We start from the raw sequence: 17,857 nt of genomic DNA on the forward strand, positions 1-17,857 counted from the left end.
GCTGTCGATGACATTTTCAACCTACTTATATGAAAAGCTCCAGCATGTCTGGCGCCAAAATCATACTCATCCTTTTGTACAGGAGCTTGGGCAGGGAACGCTCCCCATCGAGAAGTTTCGCTTCTATATGGTTCAGGACTATTTGTATTTAATTGATTATGCGAAGCTGTTTGCTCTGGGCGCTGTAAAAGCGAATGATATCGGGACGATGGGCAAGTTTGCCGCGCTGCTGAACTCCACGATGAATGAGGAGATGTCCCTGCATCGCGACTACGCGGCTCGTTTTGGGATTTCGCTAGACGAGCTGGAGCAAGCCGAACCCTCTCCCATCACGCTGGCTTACACACACTATATGCTGCACGCTGCGAACAATGGGTCATTGGCTGATCTGGTTGCGGCGCTGCTTCCATGTATGTGGAGTTATTGGGAGATCGGGGTGGAGCTGAATCAAATACCAGGAGCGTCCGAGCATGAATGGTATGGAGAGTGGGTGCGGATGTACAGCTCAGAGGAATTTGGCGATTTGGCTCGCTGGTGCCTGGATCTGTTCGATCAATTGACAGAGGGTAAGCCGCAAGCGGAGCTGGATCGGCTGGAAATGATTTTCTTGAATACGACCCGCTATGAAACGCTGTTCTGGGATATGGCTTATCATCAGGAAACATGGCCAATTCGTTAAAATGAAGTAATGAACTGTAATTTGCTTGACCACCATATAGAAAAACAAGCCGGAAGAGGATGAACATACATGCTCTCTGGCTTGTTTGACGTTCTTATTTTACACGAGAAGATTTAATAAAGAGTGACACGAGAAGACCCATGATGGCAAGAATGAGACCGAAAATGAAGGAATCTTGAACGCCTGCGGTTAATGCGGCGCTAATTGCTGCTGGATCAGCTGGATTTGTTACATGTTTCATATAACTGCTTTGGGACGCTGACATAATGGTAATGGCAACAGCCGTACCGATAGCTCCCGACACCTGCTGTAGTGTATTCATTGTAGCTGTCCCATCGGGATACAGCTCTTTGGGTAATTGATTCAGGCCATTGGTCTGAGCAGGCATCATCACCATGGACACACCGATAAAAAGAAAGGAGTGCAGCAAGATCACTGTTAGTATAGAAGTTTCAGTATTGACGGTTGAAAGAATCCATAACATGACAATCATGATAGCAAAACCAGGAACAACCAGTCCCCGAGGTCCATATTTGTCAAAAATACGACCTGTTAATGGCGACATCAAACCATTCAATACGCCTCCTGGTAACAGCACAAGCCCAGCTGAGAATGCCGCTAATGCCAGCCCCGTTTGCAAGTATAAGGGTAGCAGAATCATGGAAGATAAGATGATCATAAAAGTAATAAATACAGCTAATAAACCCAAAGTAAACATGGGATATTTAAAAACGCGCAAATCTATCATCGGCTTGCTCATTTTAAGCTGTCTCAACGAAAACAGGAGTAGTGCGGCGAGGCCTACAACGATAGTAGAAATCACGATACTGCTGCCCCAACTACTTTCACCTGCACTGCTAAAGCCGTACACAATGCCGCCAAAACCAATAGTAGATAAAATAATCGAAAGAACATCGATTTTGGGATTGGTGATGGTCGATACATTTTGCATGTAGGTGATGCCAGATAATAACGCTATGACAAGAAACGGTAACGATACCCAGAAGATCCAATGCCAATTCAGATTCTCAATAATTAAACCGGAAACCGATGGACCAATAGCGGGTGCAAACATGATGACTAATCCCATCAGCCCCATGGTCGCTCCTCTTTTATGAATCGGAAAAATCAATAAGATCGTATTGAACATAAGAGGTAACAATAAACCGGTGCCGATGGCTTGAATAACACGGGCTAGCATGAGCATGCCAAAGCCTGGTGCTACTGCCGCGACGAGCGTTCCGATAATGGAGAAGACCAATGACGCTGTAAATAATTGACGAGTGCTGAACCATTGAAGCAAGAGGCCAGAGACGGGAACCAGAATCCCCAAGGTCAGCAGATAACCTGTTGTCAGCCATTGTACCGTGGAAGAGCTAACCTGAAATACGTTGATTAAATCACCAAGTGCCATATTTAAAGCTGTCTCACTAAATAATCCTATGAACCCTGCAATTAAAAAGGAAATTAAAATAGGGGTTGTTCTAATGACTTGCTGCTGCTGTGATGCAAGTGTTGACATGCGATATTCCTCCAATAAAAGCTTTGATTGACCTGTGTTGATAGTATTTTCTGAAGCCGTATGCGGTATGAAATTATTTTATAGATAATAATAACGGGATTTGTTCAGCAATGGCCCGGAGAGGGGCACCGTTTGTGGCAGTTAATGAATAAACAATTCCGCCTTCTATTAAAGCGTTGATGACAATACTTAAATCCTTGGACTGCTTATCGCTATAGCCTGCTTCTAATAATTTCTTAGTGTACATAGATTGCCACTCCTCAAAAGCAGAATGACAGGCTATTCGTATAGGCTCACTTGTTGAATGTTTTTCACCTGCTATCGTTCCGATGGACAAACCGGGAAATGCATTTGTTTTATCAAAAATCCCCTCGGACAATTGGTAAATATGAGTCTGAATCGCTTGTACAGGATCTTCAATGCTTGTAAATACTTCATGAATTTCTCCAATAACGATCTCTTTCGTATAATGAATCGCCGCTATAGCTAATTCTTCCTTGCCTTTGGGAAAATAATGATACAGCGAACCCTTAGGAATACCACTTTCCTCAATAATGTCATTAAGTCCTACACCATAGTAGCCATGTATTCGGAAAAGCCGAGAAGCGACTTCAATCAGAATGTCTCTGGAATTTTTTTTGTCTGCCACAGCTGAATCACCTTCCTGAAATTATAACAACCGGTCTATTAGTAGGATAGGGGTATATCCCGGATTTGTCAACGTTCATTCACAAAACAAAGCGACCACTCCCGGTACAATACCGTAAAGTGATCGCCGTTGAACATGCCCTTATCGTACAGTCTAATCTTGAGGTCATTCCCTTTTCTTGCCTGAGGCGGTCAATACCCCTTCAAACATATCGATAATTTCCAAAAACCGCTCCGCTTCCCGGAAAACGTGATCCGCCAATAAGGGGTGGATGATACTTTTAATTTTACAAGCATAGATTAAATCTCTCGCCGTTTGTTTAAAATCGCGTAATGATTTCACGGAGACTCGATTCTGATCCAGAAATTGGGTTAAAAGAGGCTGCGTTTGCGATTGTGGCCGCATAGAGCTCAAATCCTGGGCCTGGAACAGCAATTGATCAAAATCCTGGCTGAACTCGCGGGCCTGATCTACCAGTTTACGTTCGGAAGGGTCAAGAAGATGTCCTATGAATTTGGCGTGATCTGCCATGATTTTCAGGAAAAATACATTTTCATCAAGAATCGCATCCTGCAGCGGCTCCAGCTTGCCTTGATTCAGTTCTTCCAGACGATTTCTAAAATAATTCGCTTCCCGACTAACATGATCGACCAATAGGGGGAAGTTGTTTTGCCCAGGAAGCTGACAGGTCAATATCAGACCTAATATTTTTCTTTTGAACACCCATATATGCGAAACGGCTGTATGTACTTCCGTGTTGAATTGTCGTATAGAGGAAGGATCCGTATCCAAACCAAAAGCATGCGATTTGTGTTCAATGCCTTCAAACAGTTTGTAAAAGTAATTCGCTTCATTAATAAGTTGAGTATCTTCGCAGCGAAAGCCCAGTCTCAAGAAAAATGAATGTTCTTTCATGATGCGGGACCAAAATCGAATTTCATCAATAGAACGTACGACAAAAGCATCCGGCACACGAATAACCTCCCTAGGTATATTTGTAATACCATATGCGAGGCGTTCATGATTATACATTATTTGGACGAAATGAAATGTCAGTATGTAGGAAGAAATTTGTTTGCCCGCCGTTTATTTAGGTATTTTGAAGCTGACGGTCGTACCTTGATCAACTGCGCTTTGAATTTGAAGTCCTGCACCATAAAGCTGCTTCAAGCGTTGATCGGTGTTGAACAAACCAATGCCGCTCTTTTTGTCGTGGCGGCCGTCAAGTAATCCCTGCAGCTTCTGCTCATCCATACCGACGCCATTATCTATGATCGATATTTCAATATGGTCTGCGGCAGGATGAATCCGAATTTGTACTGTTCCTCCACTAGCACGTTTGAGAATGCCGTGATTTAACGCATTTTCTACTAACGTCTGGATGGATAACGGAGGCAGCTTGGCATGAAGGTGTTGCTGAAGTTCCCAGACAACCTGCAGCCGTTCATCGAACCTTTCTTTTTCTATATATAAATAGGAACGGACAAGTTCAATCTCGTTATCCAGGGTAACCTCCCGTTCCAGGTTTTGCAGGCTGAAGCTGGAACGCATATAGGTCCCGAATACCTCGAGGAGAAGCCTCATTCTTTCCATGTCCAGATCACCAAGAGCAGAAATCGAATTTAACGTGTTGAACAAAAAATGCGGCTTGATCTGGGCGTGCAGCCATGCTGCTTCCACTCGAAGCTGTTCACCAATCGATTTTTTTAAATCCGTCAGGGCACGCACACGGGATTTTAATTCCAGTGCATCCATCGGTTTGATTACATAATCATTGGCCCCTGCATGGAAACCTGTATAAATATCCTCTGAACGGCTGCGTGCGGTCAATAGCAGAATCGGCAGCTCTGATAAGGAGAAGCGCTCACGAATGAGACGTGACAATTCATAGCCAGACATATGCGGCATCATAATGTCGGTGATGACCAGATCCCAATGCTCACTTACAACACGTGCTATCGCTTCCTTGCCGCTAGTCACCGTGACGATATCGTAATTTTCGATTTCCAGCATACTTTGAAGAATTTTGAGATTAAGTGGATCATCGTCCACAGCCAGGATGCGTTGTCTTATACCCGTGCCCACAGCTATCGGTTCAGGAGAATGCTGCGAAATCTCGCTCGCGACAGCTGTTTCTGAAATAACTTCTGAAGCTTCATAGACGGAGGTGGAGGCAGGGTGCTCTCTTAGAATTGCTTCCAGATGCTCTACTGGGTCGAACAGCGGCAGGGTAAAGGTGAATATGGAGCCTTGGGATGATGTCGTGCTGACGTGGATATTACCTCCGTGTAATTCTACCAGCTGCTTGCAAATATTGAGTCCAAGTCCGAGACCACCGCCTACAGCTGTGATGCTGGAATCACCTTGCTCATATCGCTGAAAGATCCGCAGCCGTACTTCTTCATCCATACCAGTTCCTGTATCGGCAATATGAATGCTGGCCATTCCAGCCTCGACGTGAGCGGTAATGGTGACATAGCCTTCGTTTGTATATTTGATAGCATTGTGAACCAGATTAAATAAAATTTGGATAAGCCGATTCTCGTCGGCATAGACACTCGGGAACGGTTCCTGGATATTCAGAATGAGCTGAATCGGCTTACCCTCGGTCATAAATTGCAGCATGTCGACAACACCCGAGGCCACGGAATGCAGGTCAATTCGGGTTCGCTGCAGATGAATCTTGTTCTCCTCAAGCCGATTCAAATCGAGCAGATCGTTCAGCAGGAAGGTCATACGACGACCTACATTGATCAGCAGCTTCATATTTCGCGTATTCGTGTCATTCATAGCTTTTCCATCGCTGTCAAGGACCGTTTGGGCGATATTAATGATGCCATGAAGCGGGTTGCGTAATTCATGAGACGTATTCGCCAGAAAATCATCCTTCAGCTTGTCGACTTTTTTGAGCTTGTCCGCAAGCTTCACAATTTCAATAGAATTCCGGAAAGACCGTTTGAACCAGTAAATCGCAAACCCGAGGAAGTTAAAAATCAGATCGAAGGGATAGTAGGTCATCTCGATCGAACCGGCATTTCGGGTAATTCCCCATACGATATTGGCAGTGATGCCTACGGCCCCCAGCAGTAAAAAGATGGCATCATTGTCCCCCTTAATTACTGCACGAAGCAGAATTCCTGGAACAATCAGATTAGAGAGTAATAAAATAATTGCGAGCAAAAACAACGTCTTAGTGATAGCTTCGGTATTAGCGCAAACAATAAATAAGCTGTAAAGACTGCAAAAATAGGGAAACCAGACAAAAACCTTCATTTTCGTATAATCAGGAAACAAATACTTCATAAATTGCACAAAAAATGCGGTAAGACCAATATAAGCTATAAAAAAAATTTTTAAAGACCAATCCTGTTGAATAGGCATCCAGATCAGCAGCAATCGGTCGTCATCAATAACAACACTAAGGATCGTAAACAGGTTTAATAGAGCAAAGTAGATCAATGCCTTTTGACGAGAGCCTATGAAATACAACAAGATGGCATATACCGCGTGCAGTAATAGAAAGACACACAGCAGAAGCTGCATGCTCATTGTAAATAGGGTTTCATGGTTGATGGCAGGCTGGAATCCAAATCGAATAGGCTGAACGATGCCTCCGGGACCAAAGCGGCTGGCATTGGATACTTGAATAACAACCTCGATCTCAGGCGTATCCGGTGTGAAAAATACGGAGTAAGGGATGTCAACAGCCATATACGCATCAGGGTTTTCTGCAGGATGACCAGCGCTTCCGAGCAGTCGACCGTTCACGAACAGCTGAGAAGCTGTTTGGATTTTGGGGATTCGAATGCCATAGGATTGATCCATTGTGTGATTAGTCAAAATTCGCAGCCGATAAGTCCCGTAGTTAAATGCAGTATCCAGATCAAACTGAGGATTGTTATCCCAACTGGATGGCACTTGAATAAAGCCTCTTTCCTTAGAGGAAGGCTGCGCTTGAATTGAATTTGGATGTAAAAGCAGATTCGGATAAAATTCCCACTGACCGTTTAATGAAATAGTGTGCTCGGATGGCAGATCCCAATCTCGTAAGTCCAGCACCCCTGCTGTCACTTGAGGATGTTCGGGGGTCATATGGTAAACAAACCAAGTTAAGCGTAACCCGGTTAATACAATCAGGAAGATACCTATAAGGATGAGGATTTTTGTTTTTGACATAGTAATAAATATTTCGACACGGGTCTTATAAATCCTTCCTGGCCAGTAGCCAACCGAAAGCCCCTAGTTCTCCAAATTTCTGAAAGATTTGTATTCAGGAGGGAGTATATTGGAAGTGCTACCGACTGATTGTATGCTAATTGTATCCAATAGAAAAAATAGGTTGACTCACCGTAGGTTGAATGATAAGATTGTAAAAATTTATCTGAAAATATGTGATCAAAACTTTAAGAGGAGTGAGAAAAAGTGGCCAAGTACTACACGGAGCCTTCGCGTACGTTTACCGAGTATCTACTCATACCGAACTTGTCGACCAAGGATTGTACACCTGCAAATGTAAGCTTACAAACACCGCTCGTCAAATTCAAAAAGGGGGAGAAACCGGCAATCTCGCTGAATATCCCGTTTTCATCAGCAGTCATGCAGGCAGTATCGGATCATCATATGGCGGTTGCGTTGGCTCGGAGCGGCGGTATTTCGTTCATTTTTGGATCTCAGCCGATTGAAGAAGAAGCGGAAATGGTGCGTAAAGTCAAAGGCTATAAGGCTGGCTTTGTCGTCAGCCGTTCGAACCTGACTCCCGAGCATACACTTGCCGATGTGCTCGATTTAAAAGAAAAAACAGGCCATTCAACTCTGGCTGTTACCGATGACGGAACTGCGAAGGGCAAGCTCTTGGGTATTGTGAAGGGCAGCGACTACCGGATTAGCCGCGACTCTTTGGACAAGCCGATCAGCCAATTCATGACGCCGTATTCTTCATTAATTTATGGCCGGCTGGGAATTACGCTGTCGGAAGCAAATGATCTGATCTGGGAGCATAAAATCAACTGTTTGCCGATTGTTGGCGATGACCAGCGTCTGGAATATTTGGTTTTCCGCAAAGACTATGAGGCGCATAAAGACCATCCGAATGAGCTTTTGGATTCCAATAAAAGCTACATTGTAGGTGCGGGCATTAACACTAGGGATTACAAGGAAAGAGTTCCGGCGCTTGTCGATGCTGGAGCTGACGTATTGGTCATTGATTCCTCCGATGGATACAGCGAATGGCAGCGGGATACGATTCAATATGTGAAAGCCAACTTTGATGTGAAAATCGGAGCCGGCAATGTTGTCGATCGTGAAGGCTTTCTTTATCTGGTCGAGTCGGGCGCCGACTTCGTGAAGATCGGAATTGGTGGCGGATCGATTTGTATTACACGGGAACAAAAAGGAATCGGGCGCGGTCAGGCATCATCATTAATTGAGGTTACTGAAGCGCGGAACCAGTATTATGAAGAAACCGGTATTTATATCCCGATATGTTCTGATGGCGGAATTGTCCACGATTACCATATCACTTTGGCTTTGGCGATGGGCGCGGATTTTGTGATGATGGGCCGATATTTTGCGAGATTCGATGAAAGTCCAACCCGCAAGCTGAAAGTGAACAACAATTTCGTTAAGGAATTCTGGGGAGAAGGCTCCAATCGGGCACGCAACTGGGAACGGTATGATTCTGGCGGCAAGAGCGGCCTGATGTTTGAAGAGGGTGTAGACTCGTACGTACCGTATGCGGGCAGTCTGCAGGAAAACCTGGAGAAAACAACCAGCAAAATCAAATCCACCATGTGTAATTGTGGCTCCAAGTCGATTGCAGAGCTGCAGCGGGAAGCCAGAATTACGGTTGTATCGGCAACCAGCCTTGTTGAAGGCGGAGCGCATGATGTGATACTGAAGGAAAGCGGCTTATCTGGAGAATAATGGATTCCATACAGGGACGTGTCTTCTGCGATTGTGGCAGGGCACGTCCTTTTCATTTTATTAAAATAGAAATGCAGCTTTTGAAAACCATAAGTGCTTTATATTCCGCGTAAGCGTGTTCCTTCGAAAGCATAAAAAGCCGGGGATGGATAAGCAGTATCAATCTGTAGATTTTCAAATAGTTCTGGCATGAGCTGCTTGGCTGTTTGGAGGTCAACCCAGCGCACTTCAGTAATGTCATTATCAGGATCCTGAATAAGCATGTCCCCACCCGTAATCTTGGCAAAGAAGCTAACGATCAGAACGTGGTGCCCTGCATCCGTGAACCATATTTCTCTGATGGAGCTTAAGCCTGCAATGGCAATGTCATATCCGGTTTCCTCTTTGACCTCACGTATCACCGCTTGCTCCAAGGTTTCCCCTTGTTCAACCGCCCCACCCGGAGGACTCCAATAGGTAGCGTTCCCTTTCATATTGTTAACCACCAGCAACTGACCTTGTTCATTGTAGATTAAAGCAGAAGCGACATCGACTCTTTTCACCCAAGCACCACCTGTACGAATTCAATTGATTTGATACATATATTACCACAAAAAAATAATAAACTGCAAACATATGTTCTTGTTTGTGTATTAGTCTGTTTAATCTTTTACAACCAGCCCCATCAGATTGGCAAATACGGCTGCTTGCTCACGAGAAATGATACAGCCTGGTAAATCCTCCAAGCCTACGCCTAATGAGCTGAATTGACAATTGCTAAGATCAATGCCGTCGAGCTTGGTGCCGGAATATTGTGCCAGATCGATAAGGCAGCTCTGAAACATCGTCTTGTGTAACGTGGAATTGTAAAAATCCGCACTGCGTAAGGAGCAGTCATCGAACAGCACCTGCTTGAAATTGGCAAAACGAAACGTTGCATAATCACCGAGACATTGATGGAATCGCACATTTCGAAGTGTAGCGCCAGTCAGATCCAGGCCGATGAGCTTACAGTTCCTAAACTCCGTTCTATGGATGGTCGCATCCTGAAAATTGACATTGGATAGATCGCAGCGTTCAAAAACAATATCAGTAAGCTCAAGTTCGGTCAGTGAAGTCTCGGTGAAAGTGACGTTATTCAAAATCATTTTATCAAAAGACATTTTGCGAGCGGTACAATTATCGATAAAGCTATCTTGGACCCTTCCCAGCTCGATATTATCATAGGATTGCATATTAACAAGCGTAAGCTCCGGCAGGTGGGTCGGCAGCTTGGGTGCCTCGAGTGGTGCAGGTGTTTTTTTCTTGTTCACAGGTTTATTCATAGGATCTCCTTAAATATCATATTATCGCAGCTCGGCTTGTCTCTTTTTGCGGTAGTGGGATGGGGTATGACCGATATGCTGTTTAAAAACACGAACAAAATAACTGATATTATCGAAGCCTGTATCGAGAGCGATAGCGGCTATTTGGTGGTCGCTCTGCTCCAGCTGTATGGCTGCTTGCCGGGTTCGGAAACGATTGACGTAATCAATAGCGCTTGTACGCATCATTTCACGAAAAAATCGGCAGAAGTGTCCTTCGCTCATATTGGCTTGAACAGCAAGTTCCTTAAGTCGGATCGGCTCTTGGTAATGCTCGTGGATGTAATGGAGTACGGTTTTCAAGCGCTCCGTTTTCTCGCGGTTCATGTAGGCTTCTGTATCCTGAGCACGCTCGGCAGCATGTGAGAACATCTCCGCAATAATAAGATACAGCCGCGCTTTGGTCGTTAGCTCGCGTAAGGGCTCTGCCTCCACATTGGAACGGATCATGTCCTGCAGCAGTGCCAGCACGTGATTTTCCCAATCCAGCTCGCCTTTTAACTGAATCGGTGGCGTATATGGACGATTAAGCAGGGGAGCGATGAACTTCTCCTGAATGGAATCATAGGTGGAACTGGCTACAAAATCGCTGTGGAACACAAAAGCGTCAAAGCTGCAAGGACTCCCTTCTAGCGGAAATCCGGCATGAATCTCGCCACTCGGAATGAACACAGCTTGCCCTGAGCTCACCTCCATCATCTCGGTACCTACCTGAAAGAGCGCTCGGCCGGAGGTCACGATGAGAAACTCTAATTCCTCATGCCAGTGGCAATCCAGAATCGGCTCTCCAGCCGCGTATTGCAGCTTATAGACACTGACGGGATACATGGGGTGTCCGTGAATACGATTTTCTTTCAACGTATCGCGGTTCATCTCGGCGACCTCCATTGAATATCAGGATACTGTTAGTATTCGTCATAATAGTAGAAGAATTCCTTCAATCATATCAATATTATAGAAGTATAGGAAGCTCGATAAATTAGAGTTCAATGTCTGGAGGGTACAATAATGAAGTTTACGGATGGTTATTGGCAAATCAGAGAAGGCGTAGAAGCGCATTATGCGGTAGAGGTGCGCGATATTCGTACAGATGCAGATTCAATTACGGTATATGCGGCAGATAAAAAGGTTCAGCGCAAGGGGGACACCCTGAATAGTCCATTATTGACGCTGCGTTACAGCTCACCTATCCCTGATGTTATTCGTGTACAGATCGTGCACCATAAAGGCAAGGCAGTGAAGGGGCCAGCGTTTGAGCTCAATATCGGGGAAACACATGTTCAACTTGTGAATAACGAGCAAGGAGCCAGTCTGTCCAGCGGCAAGCTCAAGGTCGATATTTCCCGAACCGATACGTGGAAAATCGATTACCATTATGCCGGGAAACGCCTAACGGGAAATGGAAACCGCACTTCTGCTTATATGCGGACGCCGGGGAACCGCGCTTATGTGCGCGAGCAGCTTGAGCTGGGAATCGGTGAATATATTTATGGTTTGGGCGAAAGATTCACTCCATTTGTGAAAAATGGCCAGACGGTCGATATCTGGAACGAGGATGGAGGCACAAGCAGCGAGCAGGCTTATAAAAATATCCCTTTTTATTTGTCCAACTACGGCTACGGTGTATTCGTCAACCATCCCGAAAAAGTATCGTTCGAGGTTGCATCGGAAAATGTATCGAAGGTGCAGTTCAGTGTGGAGGGAGAATCGCTTGACTATTTTATTATCGGTGGCGATACGCTCAAGGATGTATTGAACAACTATACGACCTTGACGGGTAAACCTGCATTACCACCAGCGTGGACATTTGGGCTCTGGCTGACGACTTCTTTCACGACCAGCTATGACGAGGAGACGGTCAATCATTTTATCGATGGGATGATCGAGCGTGAGGTGCCCTTACATGTGTTCCATTTTGACTGCTTCTGGATGAAGGAATACCAATGGTGCGATTTTGAGTGGGATAAGGACGTATTTCCTGATCCAGAGGGCATGTTGAAGCGACTGAAGAGCAAGGGTCTGAAAATTTGTGCATGGATTAATCCGTATATCGCGCAAAAATCAGCTCTGTTCGATGAAGGGGTGGAGCAAGGCTATCTGGTGAAGACCAAGGAAGGTGACGTCTGGCAGTGGGATAAGTGGCAGGCGGGCATGGGGCTTGTCGACTTCACCAATCCGGTTGCGGTCAAATGGTATCAGGGTAAGTTGAAACGGCTCGTCGATATGGGCGTGGACAGCTTCAAAACCGATTTCGGTGAGCGGATTCCAACGGATGTCGTTTATTATGACAGCTCTGATCCGATGAAAATGCACAATTATTATACGCAGCTTTATAATAAAGCGACTTTCGAGCTGCTGGAGCAATCACTGGGCAAGCATGAAGCAGCGGTATTTGCCCGTTCGGCGACAGCTGGCGGTCAGCAGTTCCCAGTTCATTGGGGCGGCGATTGCTCTGCCAATTATGCTTCGATGGCAGAGACACTGCGTGGTGGTCTGTCGCTAGGGCTGTGCGGTTTCGGTTTTTGGAGTCATGACATTAGCGGCTTTGAAAAAACGGCTCCACCTGATGTATACAAACGCTGGGTCGCCTTTGGGCTGCTATCTTCACACAGTCGTTTGCACGGTAATGAATCGTATCGGGTGCCCTGGCTGTTCGGGGATGAAGCGGTGGATGTGCTGCGTCATTTTACCCAGCTCAAATGCAGCTTAATGCCGTATTTGTACAGTGCTTCGGTTGAAGCAACGGTCCGAGGCTTGCCAGTGATGCGTGCGATGGTGCTTGAATTTTCTGAGGACCGGGCAGCACATCCACTCGATCTGCAATATATGTTAGGTGAGTCCTTGCTGGTCGCGCCGATCTTCAATGAAACGGGAGATGCTTCCTATTATATACCGCAAGGAACCTGGACGAATTATTGGACCGGTGAAAGAAAAGAAGGCGGCAGCTGGATAACCGAGCGTCATGATTATTTCAGTTTACCATTATGGGTCAGACCGAACAGTATGATTGCCGTCGGCAGTAATCATTTGCGTCCGGATTATGATTATGCTGATCATGTTGTTGTACATGCATTCGAGCTGCAGGATCAGGGCGCGGCAGAAGCAGCGATCTACAGCACGAAGGGTGAGCTGGAGCTGACTGTTAAGGCTGTACGAACGGGCTCAACGATTCGTGTGCAGGCGAGTGGTATTCATTCAACAAAACCTTGGAGTCTCATTCTGAGAGGGATTACAGAGGTTGACAATGTGTTGGGCGCGGATTGGAAAGCTACGGAGCAAGGCATTCTTGTGACACCAGGAGCAGGTACCTCATCAGCAATTACTATAGAGCTTTAGGTATAAATAAGCAGCTTGTCGAATAGGTATTGCGTATGGAAAGCAGCAGCGCCGTTAACCAGGAATGAATTCCTGACTAACGGCGCTGTTTGCTACGGTAATGCTTATGATATACGTAACGGTTTCGCTTATGTTTTAGGTTCGGTTCTTACCCATTGAACGCATAATCAAGCTAACAATGAACACGAGCACGATCGCACCGATAAGCGCGGGTAGTAGAGCAAAACCGCCCATTACAGGTCCCCAGCTTCCGAGCAGCAAACCACCCAGCCATGCACCAACGAAACCTGCAATAATATTTCCAATGATACCACCTGGAATATCTCTACCCATGATGAGACCCGCTAACCAACCGATAATACCACCAACAATTAATGACCATAAGAAACTCATTGTGTATTCCTCCTTTAATGTATGTTGCTTGACTTACTTGTTTACTTGCTTGCTTTTTATTAACCTTTCCAGAATGGTCTGAAACTATAAGCAGCAAGGCAAATTTTGTCGAATAAAGCTCTAAATCGGTTTGATCTCAAGGAATTGTGGGTAGTTTACACGACGATTTCAACAAATGTGATATGATCATGAATGTACGTATTTGCCTCTACAGTTGGAGAGAAAGATACAGATTTATCAAACAAAGGGAGCGGAACGCGATGATATTGGAGGTTGCTGTTTTACAAGTAAAACCAGGTTTAAGCAATGAATTCGAAAGCAATTTTAGAAAAGCATCCCGAATCATCTCCCAGATGAACGGCTACATCAGCCATGAATTGCAAAAATGTGTAGAAGTGGACAATAAATATATTTTGCAGGTCAAATGGGAGCTGCTGAAGGATCATACGGTAGGCTTCCGAACCTCACCGGCCTACGAGGAATGGAAGGCTTTATTGCATCATTTTTACGATCCATTTCCAGTTGTTGAGCATTATATTAATATTCCGCTTGGTTTAAATGAAGAACCGAATTGACAATGAGGAACTGTGAAATAACATGAATGGAATGGAGCGAAGCTGGTTGTCGAAGTATGATGAGCTGTTTATTGAACTGATATCTGATAACGCTGAAATGATGAACGATCTGTCGGTCGTCCGATCGCTTGAGCTGCCTCATGGGTACATTGCCGCGGGATATGTCCGTAATTATATTTGGGATTATTTGCACGGATACCATACACGGACACCGCTGAATGATATCGATGTGATTTATTATAATAAAGAAGAGCTGGACGAAGAGGTCGAGAAAAAGCTGGAACAGCAGCTAAAACAAGCAACAGGAAACCCGCTCTGGTCCGTTAAAAACCAGGCCCGCATGCATATTCAGAACGGAAATAGGCCCTATCTATCCATACAGGATGCGATTAGCTATTGGCCTGAGACGGCAACGGCTGTTGCGATTACTTTGGAAGCAGATAACCGAATATCCTATGTGTGTCCGCATGGTTTGGATGATATGTTTGAATGCAGGGTGAGGCAAAGCCCGTTGTTCAAGGATGAAGCCTATTATCAAAAGAGAGTGCGCGGCAAGCAGTGGGAAGCCATATGGCCGAAGCTTACGTTTATCGGACTATGACGGAGAACTACAAAAGGAGGGCACGATGATCGTACCGAATGATATTTTTTCCCAATTAAATGAGCTGGTCGTTCGTGTCTCCGATGTGGATCACATCCGTCGATCTGAGCCATGGAGCCTGCAGTCGGAGATCCTTTCCTCTTATCAGGTCGTTTTTATACATAGAGGATCTGCAATTTTCAATATGGATGGAATTTCCACTCGTGTGGGACCGGGACATTTGTTGTTTTTGGCAAAAGGACAAAAGGTTCAAGCCGCATCCGATTCCGCAGATCCATTGGCGATTTACAGGATCAGATTCAGTTATCAATCACCAATCCGCATAACAGAAAAGGGGAGCCTGTATCGGGAGGATGGTACGACCTTTCCTCTGGAAGGTGAATTTTATATACATAGCCAACCGCAACTGCTCCATCTGTGCGAGCAGCTTCACCATAGTATGAGCGAATTGGAGCAAGGCCGCAGACACTATCGCCAAACTTGTCTGATACAGGAACTGTTGTACCTGGCTGCTTCAGAAATCGAAACGGGAGAGGAACAGCAGCTGACGGCCGTAGAGCGGACAGTGGAGTACCTAAATCACAATTACATGCTGCCCATTCAGCTCGATGCCTTATCGCGTCTTGCAGGCTTCAGCTCCAGCTACTACTCCCGTTTATTCAAGAAGCTCAAGGGAATCAGTCCAACCGCTTATATGACCATGCTGCGGATGAAGCGCGCGAAGGAGCTTCTGATAATTTCCCAAAGCTCCCTAACCGAAATTTCCAAGCATTTGGGATACAATGATGAATCGTATTTTAGCCGTGTATTCAAGAAGGAAACCGGCTATTCACCTGCCTATTATGTAAAGCTGCACCGCCAAAAAATTGTGATCATGAAGGGTACCTTTAATGGTGATCTGGTCGCACTGGGCGTCATTCCTTATGCATCAGTGCGGGTAGGCAGCAAGGGAGGGCCTTCTTTTGAGGGGAAGCTGGATCATGTACCCCGAATATCTGCGGATGGCAAGGCGTGCAAGGATGCTTTGATTCAGCTGCAGCCAGATATGATTGTATGTGACTCCCAGTGGGCCAAGTACAACAAAGATGCATTTCAGATCGCCCCGACAGCGGTTATACCTTACTGGGATATTCCTTGGCGAGAGAGGCTGAATCAAATTGCGGAGCTGGTAGGCAAGCGGAAGGAAGCGAAGGAATGGCTTCAGAATTACGACAGTCAGGCAGCACTGGCGAGTCGAACGCTCAAAAGCCTCATAGGGGAATCGACGGTCATCATTCTCAGAATCGTCTGCGGCAAGCTGAGAATATATGGAGTTGAGCGGAATATTGGCAGTGTGCTCTATCAGGATCTGAAATTAAATGCGCCAGCCGAGGTGAAGCAGATCAAATGGAGACGAACCATATCGCTAGAGCTGCTGAGTGAATTAAACGCTGACTATATGCTGCTGATGGTATCCTCGCATAAAGCCGATCAGAAGCTGCTGCGCAAGCTGCGAGCCAGTCAGGCGTGGAACAATTTGTCCGCGGTACGACGGGAGCAGTGCCTGGAGATTGAGCTTTATCCGTGGATCGATTACTCGGCGATGAGTCATAAGATGATGATTGACGCAGCAATCGGTTTATTTGTGAAGCCTTGATGTCAGAATTGTCCAAGCTATTGAGCAAAAATGTTCATAGATTATTCGCAGCACCCCAGATATAATTTTATAGCGAGCAAATGCACAGTCTCATTGATAATGATATTCATTATCTGCATGAAGCCTTGTTAATCATGATGATATCGATATGGGGGAATACTACATTGTTTACTTTAAGAAAGTCGATGCTGGTTATGAGTATGGTTGGATTAGTGAGTGCATTCGTTCTGTCGGGTTGTGGGTCCACTCCGGCTGCGGATACAAATAAAGAGAAAACGGGCGCAGCGGCATCTGTAGGCAGTTCAGCCAATACGAACACAGCACCAAATCCGGCAGCGAGTCCGTCTGCAACAGAAAAAACGATCAAGCATGTATGGGGAGAAACGAAATTCAAAGAGGTTCCTCAAAAAATAGTTGTTCTCGATTTTGCCTATGTGGATATGGTAACAGCGCTTGATGTGAAGCCTGTAGCTTCTGTCGGTATTGGCGATTCCGGTTTTCCTGAATATTTGAATGGTAAGTTCAGTCCGCAAAATGTGGCGAATGCCGGTCAGGCCAAGCAGCCCAACCTGGAAATCATTAAGTCTGTGAAGCCCGATCTTATTATTGCGAGCCCGAACCGTCATGAAATGATCAAAAAACAGCTTGCCGAAATTGCTCCGACCGTAGCGTTGGATGATGGCAGTTATCAGTCGATTCTTGCTAACTTTACTTCACTGGCTGATGTACTTGGCAAGAAGGAGCAAGCGGACAAAGTCGTGAAAAGCATTGAAGGCAAGATCAAATCCGGTAAGGAAAAATTGACGAACAAGCCAAGCGTGCTCGTTGTTGGTGCGTTCGAGGATGATTCGACCGTATGGCTCAAAACCTCCTTCATTGGCTCATTGCTGAGCGAAGTAGGCACTAATTACTTGTTCGAAGGCAAAAAGGATTTGTCTGCTGCTGAAAGTAAAACAGACATTGCCAAGATCAATCTGGAGCGTTTGAACGAATACAACCCGGACTACCTGTTTCTATACGGAGAACCGAAAAAATGGGACAACAATCCACTCTATAAAAACTTAAAAGCGGTTAAAGAGAAAAAGGCACTTGAGGTTAGCCGTGATCTTTGGTCCAAAGGACGCGGGCCACTCGCTGCCGAGCTTATTCTGGATCAAGCTATACAAACCATGGCAGGCGGAAAATAAGATCAGGGGGTAGT

The 17,857-nt window shown here is 45.5% G+C and carries 15 protein-coding genes; 7 read left to right on the plus strand and 8 right to left on the minus strand.

Features of this window, described 5'->3' with window-relative positions; genetic code table 11:
- Nucleotides 1–7 precede the first annotated feature (7 nt).
- Nucleotides 8–679 (plus strand): thiaminase II, encoded by a 672-nt coding sequence (gene tenA, locus BK127_RS13820; protein WP_076230900.1) that lies wholly within the window; start codon nt 8–10, stop codon nt 677–679.
- Between the two features lie 94 nt (nt 680–773).
- Here tenA and BK127_RS13825 read toward each other — a convergent pair whose 3' ends face one another.
- The 4 genes from BK127_RS13825 to BK127_RS13840 form a co-directional block, all read right to left on the minus strand.
- Nucleotides 774–2,201, minus strand: coding sequence for a DHA2 family efflux MFS transporter permease subunit (locus tag BK127_RS13825; protein WP_076230903.1), 1,428 nt, complete (start codon nt 2,199–2,201; stop codon nt 774–776).
- 73 nt (nt 2,202–2,274) lie between these two features.
- Entirely contained in the window at nt 2,275–2,850 is a 576-nt protein-coding gene (locus BK127_RS13830) for a TetR/AcrR family transcriptional regulator (RefSeq protein ID WP_076230905.1), read from the minus strand.
- A gap of 165 nt (nt 2,851–3,015) precedes the next feature.
- On the minus strand, nt 3,016–3,822 hold the full coding sequence (locus BK127_RS13835) for a DUF2935 domain-containing protein (RefSeq protein WP_256711297.1): 807 nt from the start codon (nt 3,820–3,822) through the stop codon (nt 3,016–3,018).
- Nucleotides 3,823–3,936: 114 nt separating this feature from the next.
- Nucleotides 3,937–7,026: a hybrid sensor histidine kinase/response regulator gene (locus tag BK127_RS13840; protein ID WP_076230911.1), complete on the minus strand. Its 3,090-nt coding sequence runs from the start codon at nt 7,024–7,026 to the stop codon at nt 3,937–3,939.
- A gap of 246 nt (nt 7,027–7,272) precedes the next feature.
- Here BK127_RS13840 and BK127_RS13845 point away from each other — a divergent pair, with 246 nt between their 5' ends.
- On the plus strand, nt 7,273–8,772 hold the full coding sequence (locus tag BK127_RS13845) for an IMP dehydrogenase (protein ID WP_076230913.1): 1,500 nt from the start codon (nt 7,273–7,275) through the stop codon (nt 8,770–8,772).
- Between the two features lie 98 nt (nt 8,773–8,870).
- Here BK127_RS13845 and BK127_RS13850 read toward each other — a convergent pair whose 3' ends face one another.
- The 3 genes from BK127_RS13850 to BK127_RS13860 form a co-directional block, all read right to left on the minus strand.
- Nucleotides 8,871–9,314 (minus strand): NUDIX hydrolase, encoded by a 444-nt coding sequence (locus tag BK127_RS13850; RefSeq protein WP_076230916.1) that lies wholly within the window; start codon nt 9,312–9,314, stop codon nt 8,871–8,873.
- A gap of 99 nt (nt 9,315–9,413) precedes the next feature.
- Nucleotides 9,414–10,076, minus strand: coding sequence for a pentapeptide repeat-containing protein (locus tag BK127_RS13855; RefSeq protein ID WP_076230919.1), 663 nt, complete (start codon nt 10,074–10,076; stop codon nt 9,414–9,416).
- A gap of 21 nt (nt 10,077–10,097) precedes the next feature.
- On the minus strand, nt 10,098–10,988 hold the full coding sequence (locus tag BK127_RS13860) for an AraC family transcriptional regulator (protein ID WP_076230922.1): 891 nt from the start codon (nt 10,986–10,988) through the stop codon (nt 10,098–10,100).
- A 135-nt stretch (nt 10,989–11,123) separates the two neighbouring features.
- On the opposite strand from BK127_RS13860, the gene yicI reads away from it, so the two are divergent.
- Nucleotides 11,124–13,451, plus strand: coding sequence for an alpha-xylosidase (gene yicI / locus BK127_RS13865; protein WP_076230924.1), 2,328 nt, complete (start codon nt 11,124–11,126; stop codon nt 13,449–13,451).
- Between the two features lie 135 nt (nt 13,452–13,586).
- On the opposite strand, the gene BK127_RS13870 is transcribed toward yicI, so the two are convergent.
- Complete coding sequence (locus tag BK127_RS13870; RefSeq protein WP_076230926.1) at nt 13,587–13,844, minus strand: GlsB/YeaQ/YmgE family stress response membrane protein; 258 nt, start codon at nt 13,842–13,844, stop codon at nt 13,587–13,589.
- A 260-nt stretch (nt 13,845–14,104) separates the two neighbouring features.
- Between BK127_RS13870 and BK127_RS13875 the strand changes: the two genes are divergently transcribed.
- The 4 genes from BK127_RS13875 (at nt 14,105) to BK127_RS13890 (ending at nt 17,843) form a co-directional block, all read left to right on the plus strand.
- Entirely contained in the window at nt 14,105–14,419 is a 315-nt protein-coding gene (locus BK127_RS13875; RefSeq protein ID WP_076230928.1) for an antibiotic biosynthesis monooxygenase family protein, read from the plus strand.
- Nucleotides 14,420–14,441: 22 nt separating this feature from the next.
- Nucleotides 14,442–15,020, plus strand: coding sequence for a nucleotidyltransferase family protein (locus BK127_RS13880; RefSeq protein WP_372237353.1), 579 nt, complete (start codon nt 14,442–14,444; stop codon nt 15,018–15,020).
- A 25-nt stretch (nt 15,021–15,045) separates the two neighbouring features.
- Complete coding sequence (locus BK127_RS13885) at nt 15,046–16,656, plus strand: AraC family transcriptional regulator (RefSeq protein ID WP_076230931.1); 1,611 nt, start codon at nt 15,046–15,048, stop codon at nt 16,654–16,656.
- Nucleotides 16,657–16,736: 80 nt separating this feature from the next.
- Nucleotides 16,737–17,843, plus strand: coding sequence for an ABC transporter substrate-binding protein (locus BK127_RS13890; protein ID WP_083689295.1), 1,107 nt, complete (start codon nt 16,737–16,739; stop codon nt 17,841–17,843).
- The last annotated feature ends 14 nt before the right edge of the window (nt 17,844–17,857 follow it).

Source organism: Paenibacillus sp. FSL H7-0331 (assembly GCF_001956045.1).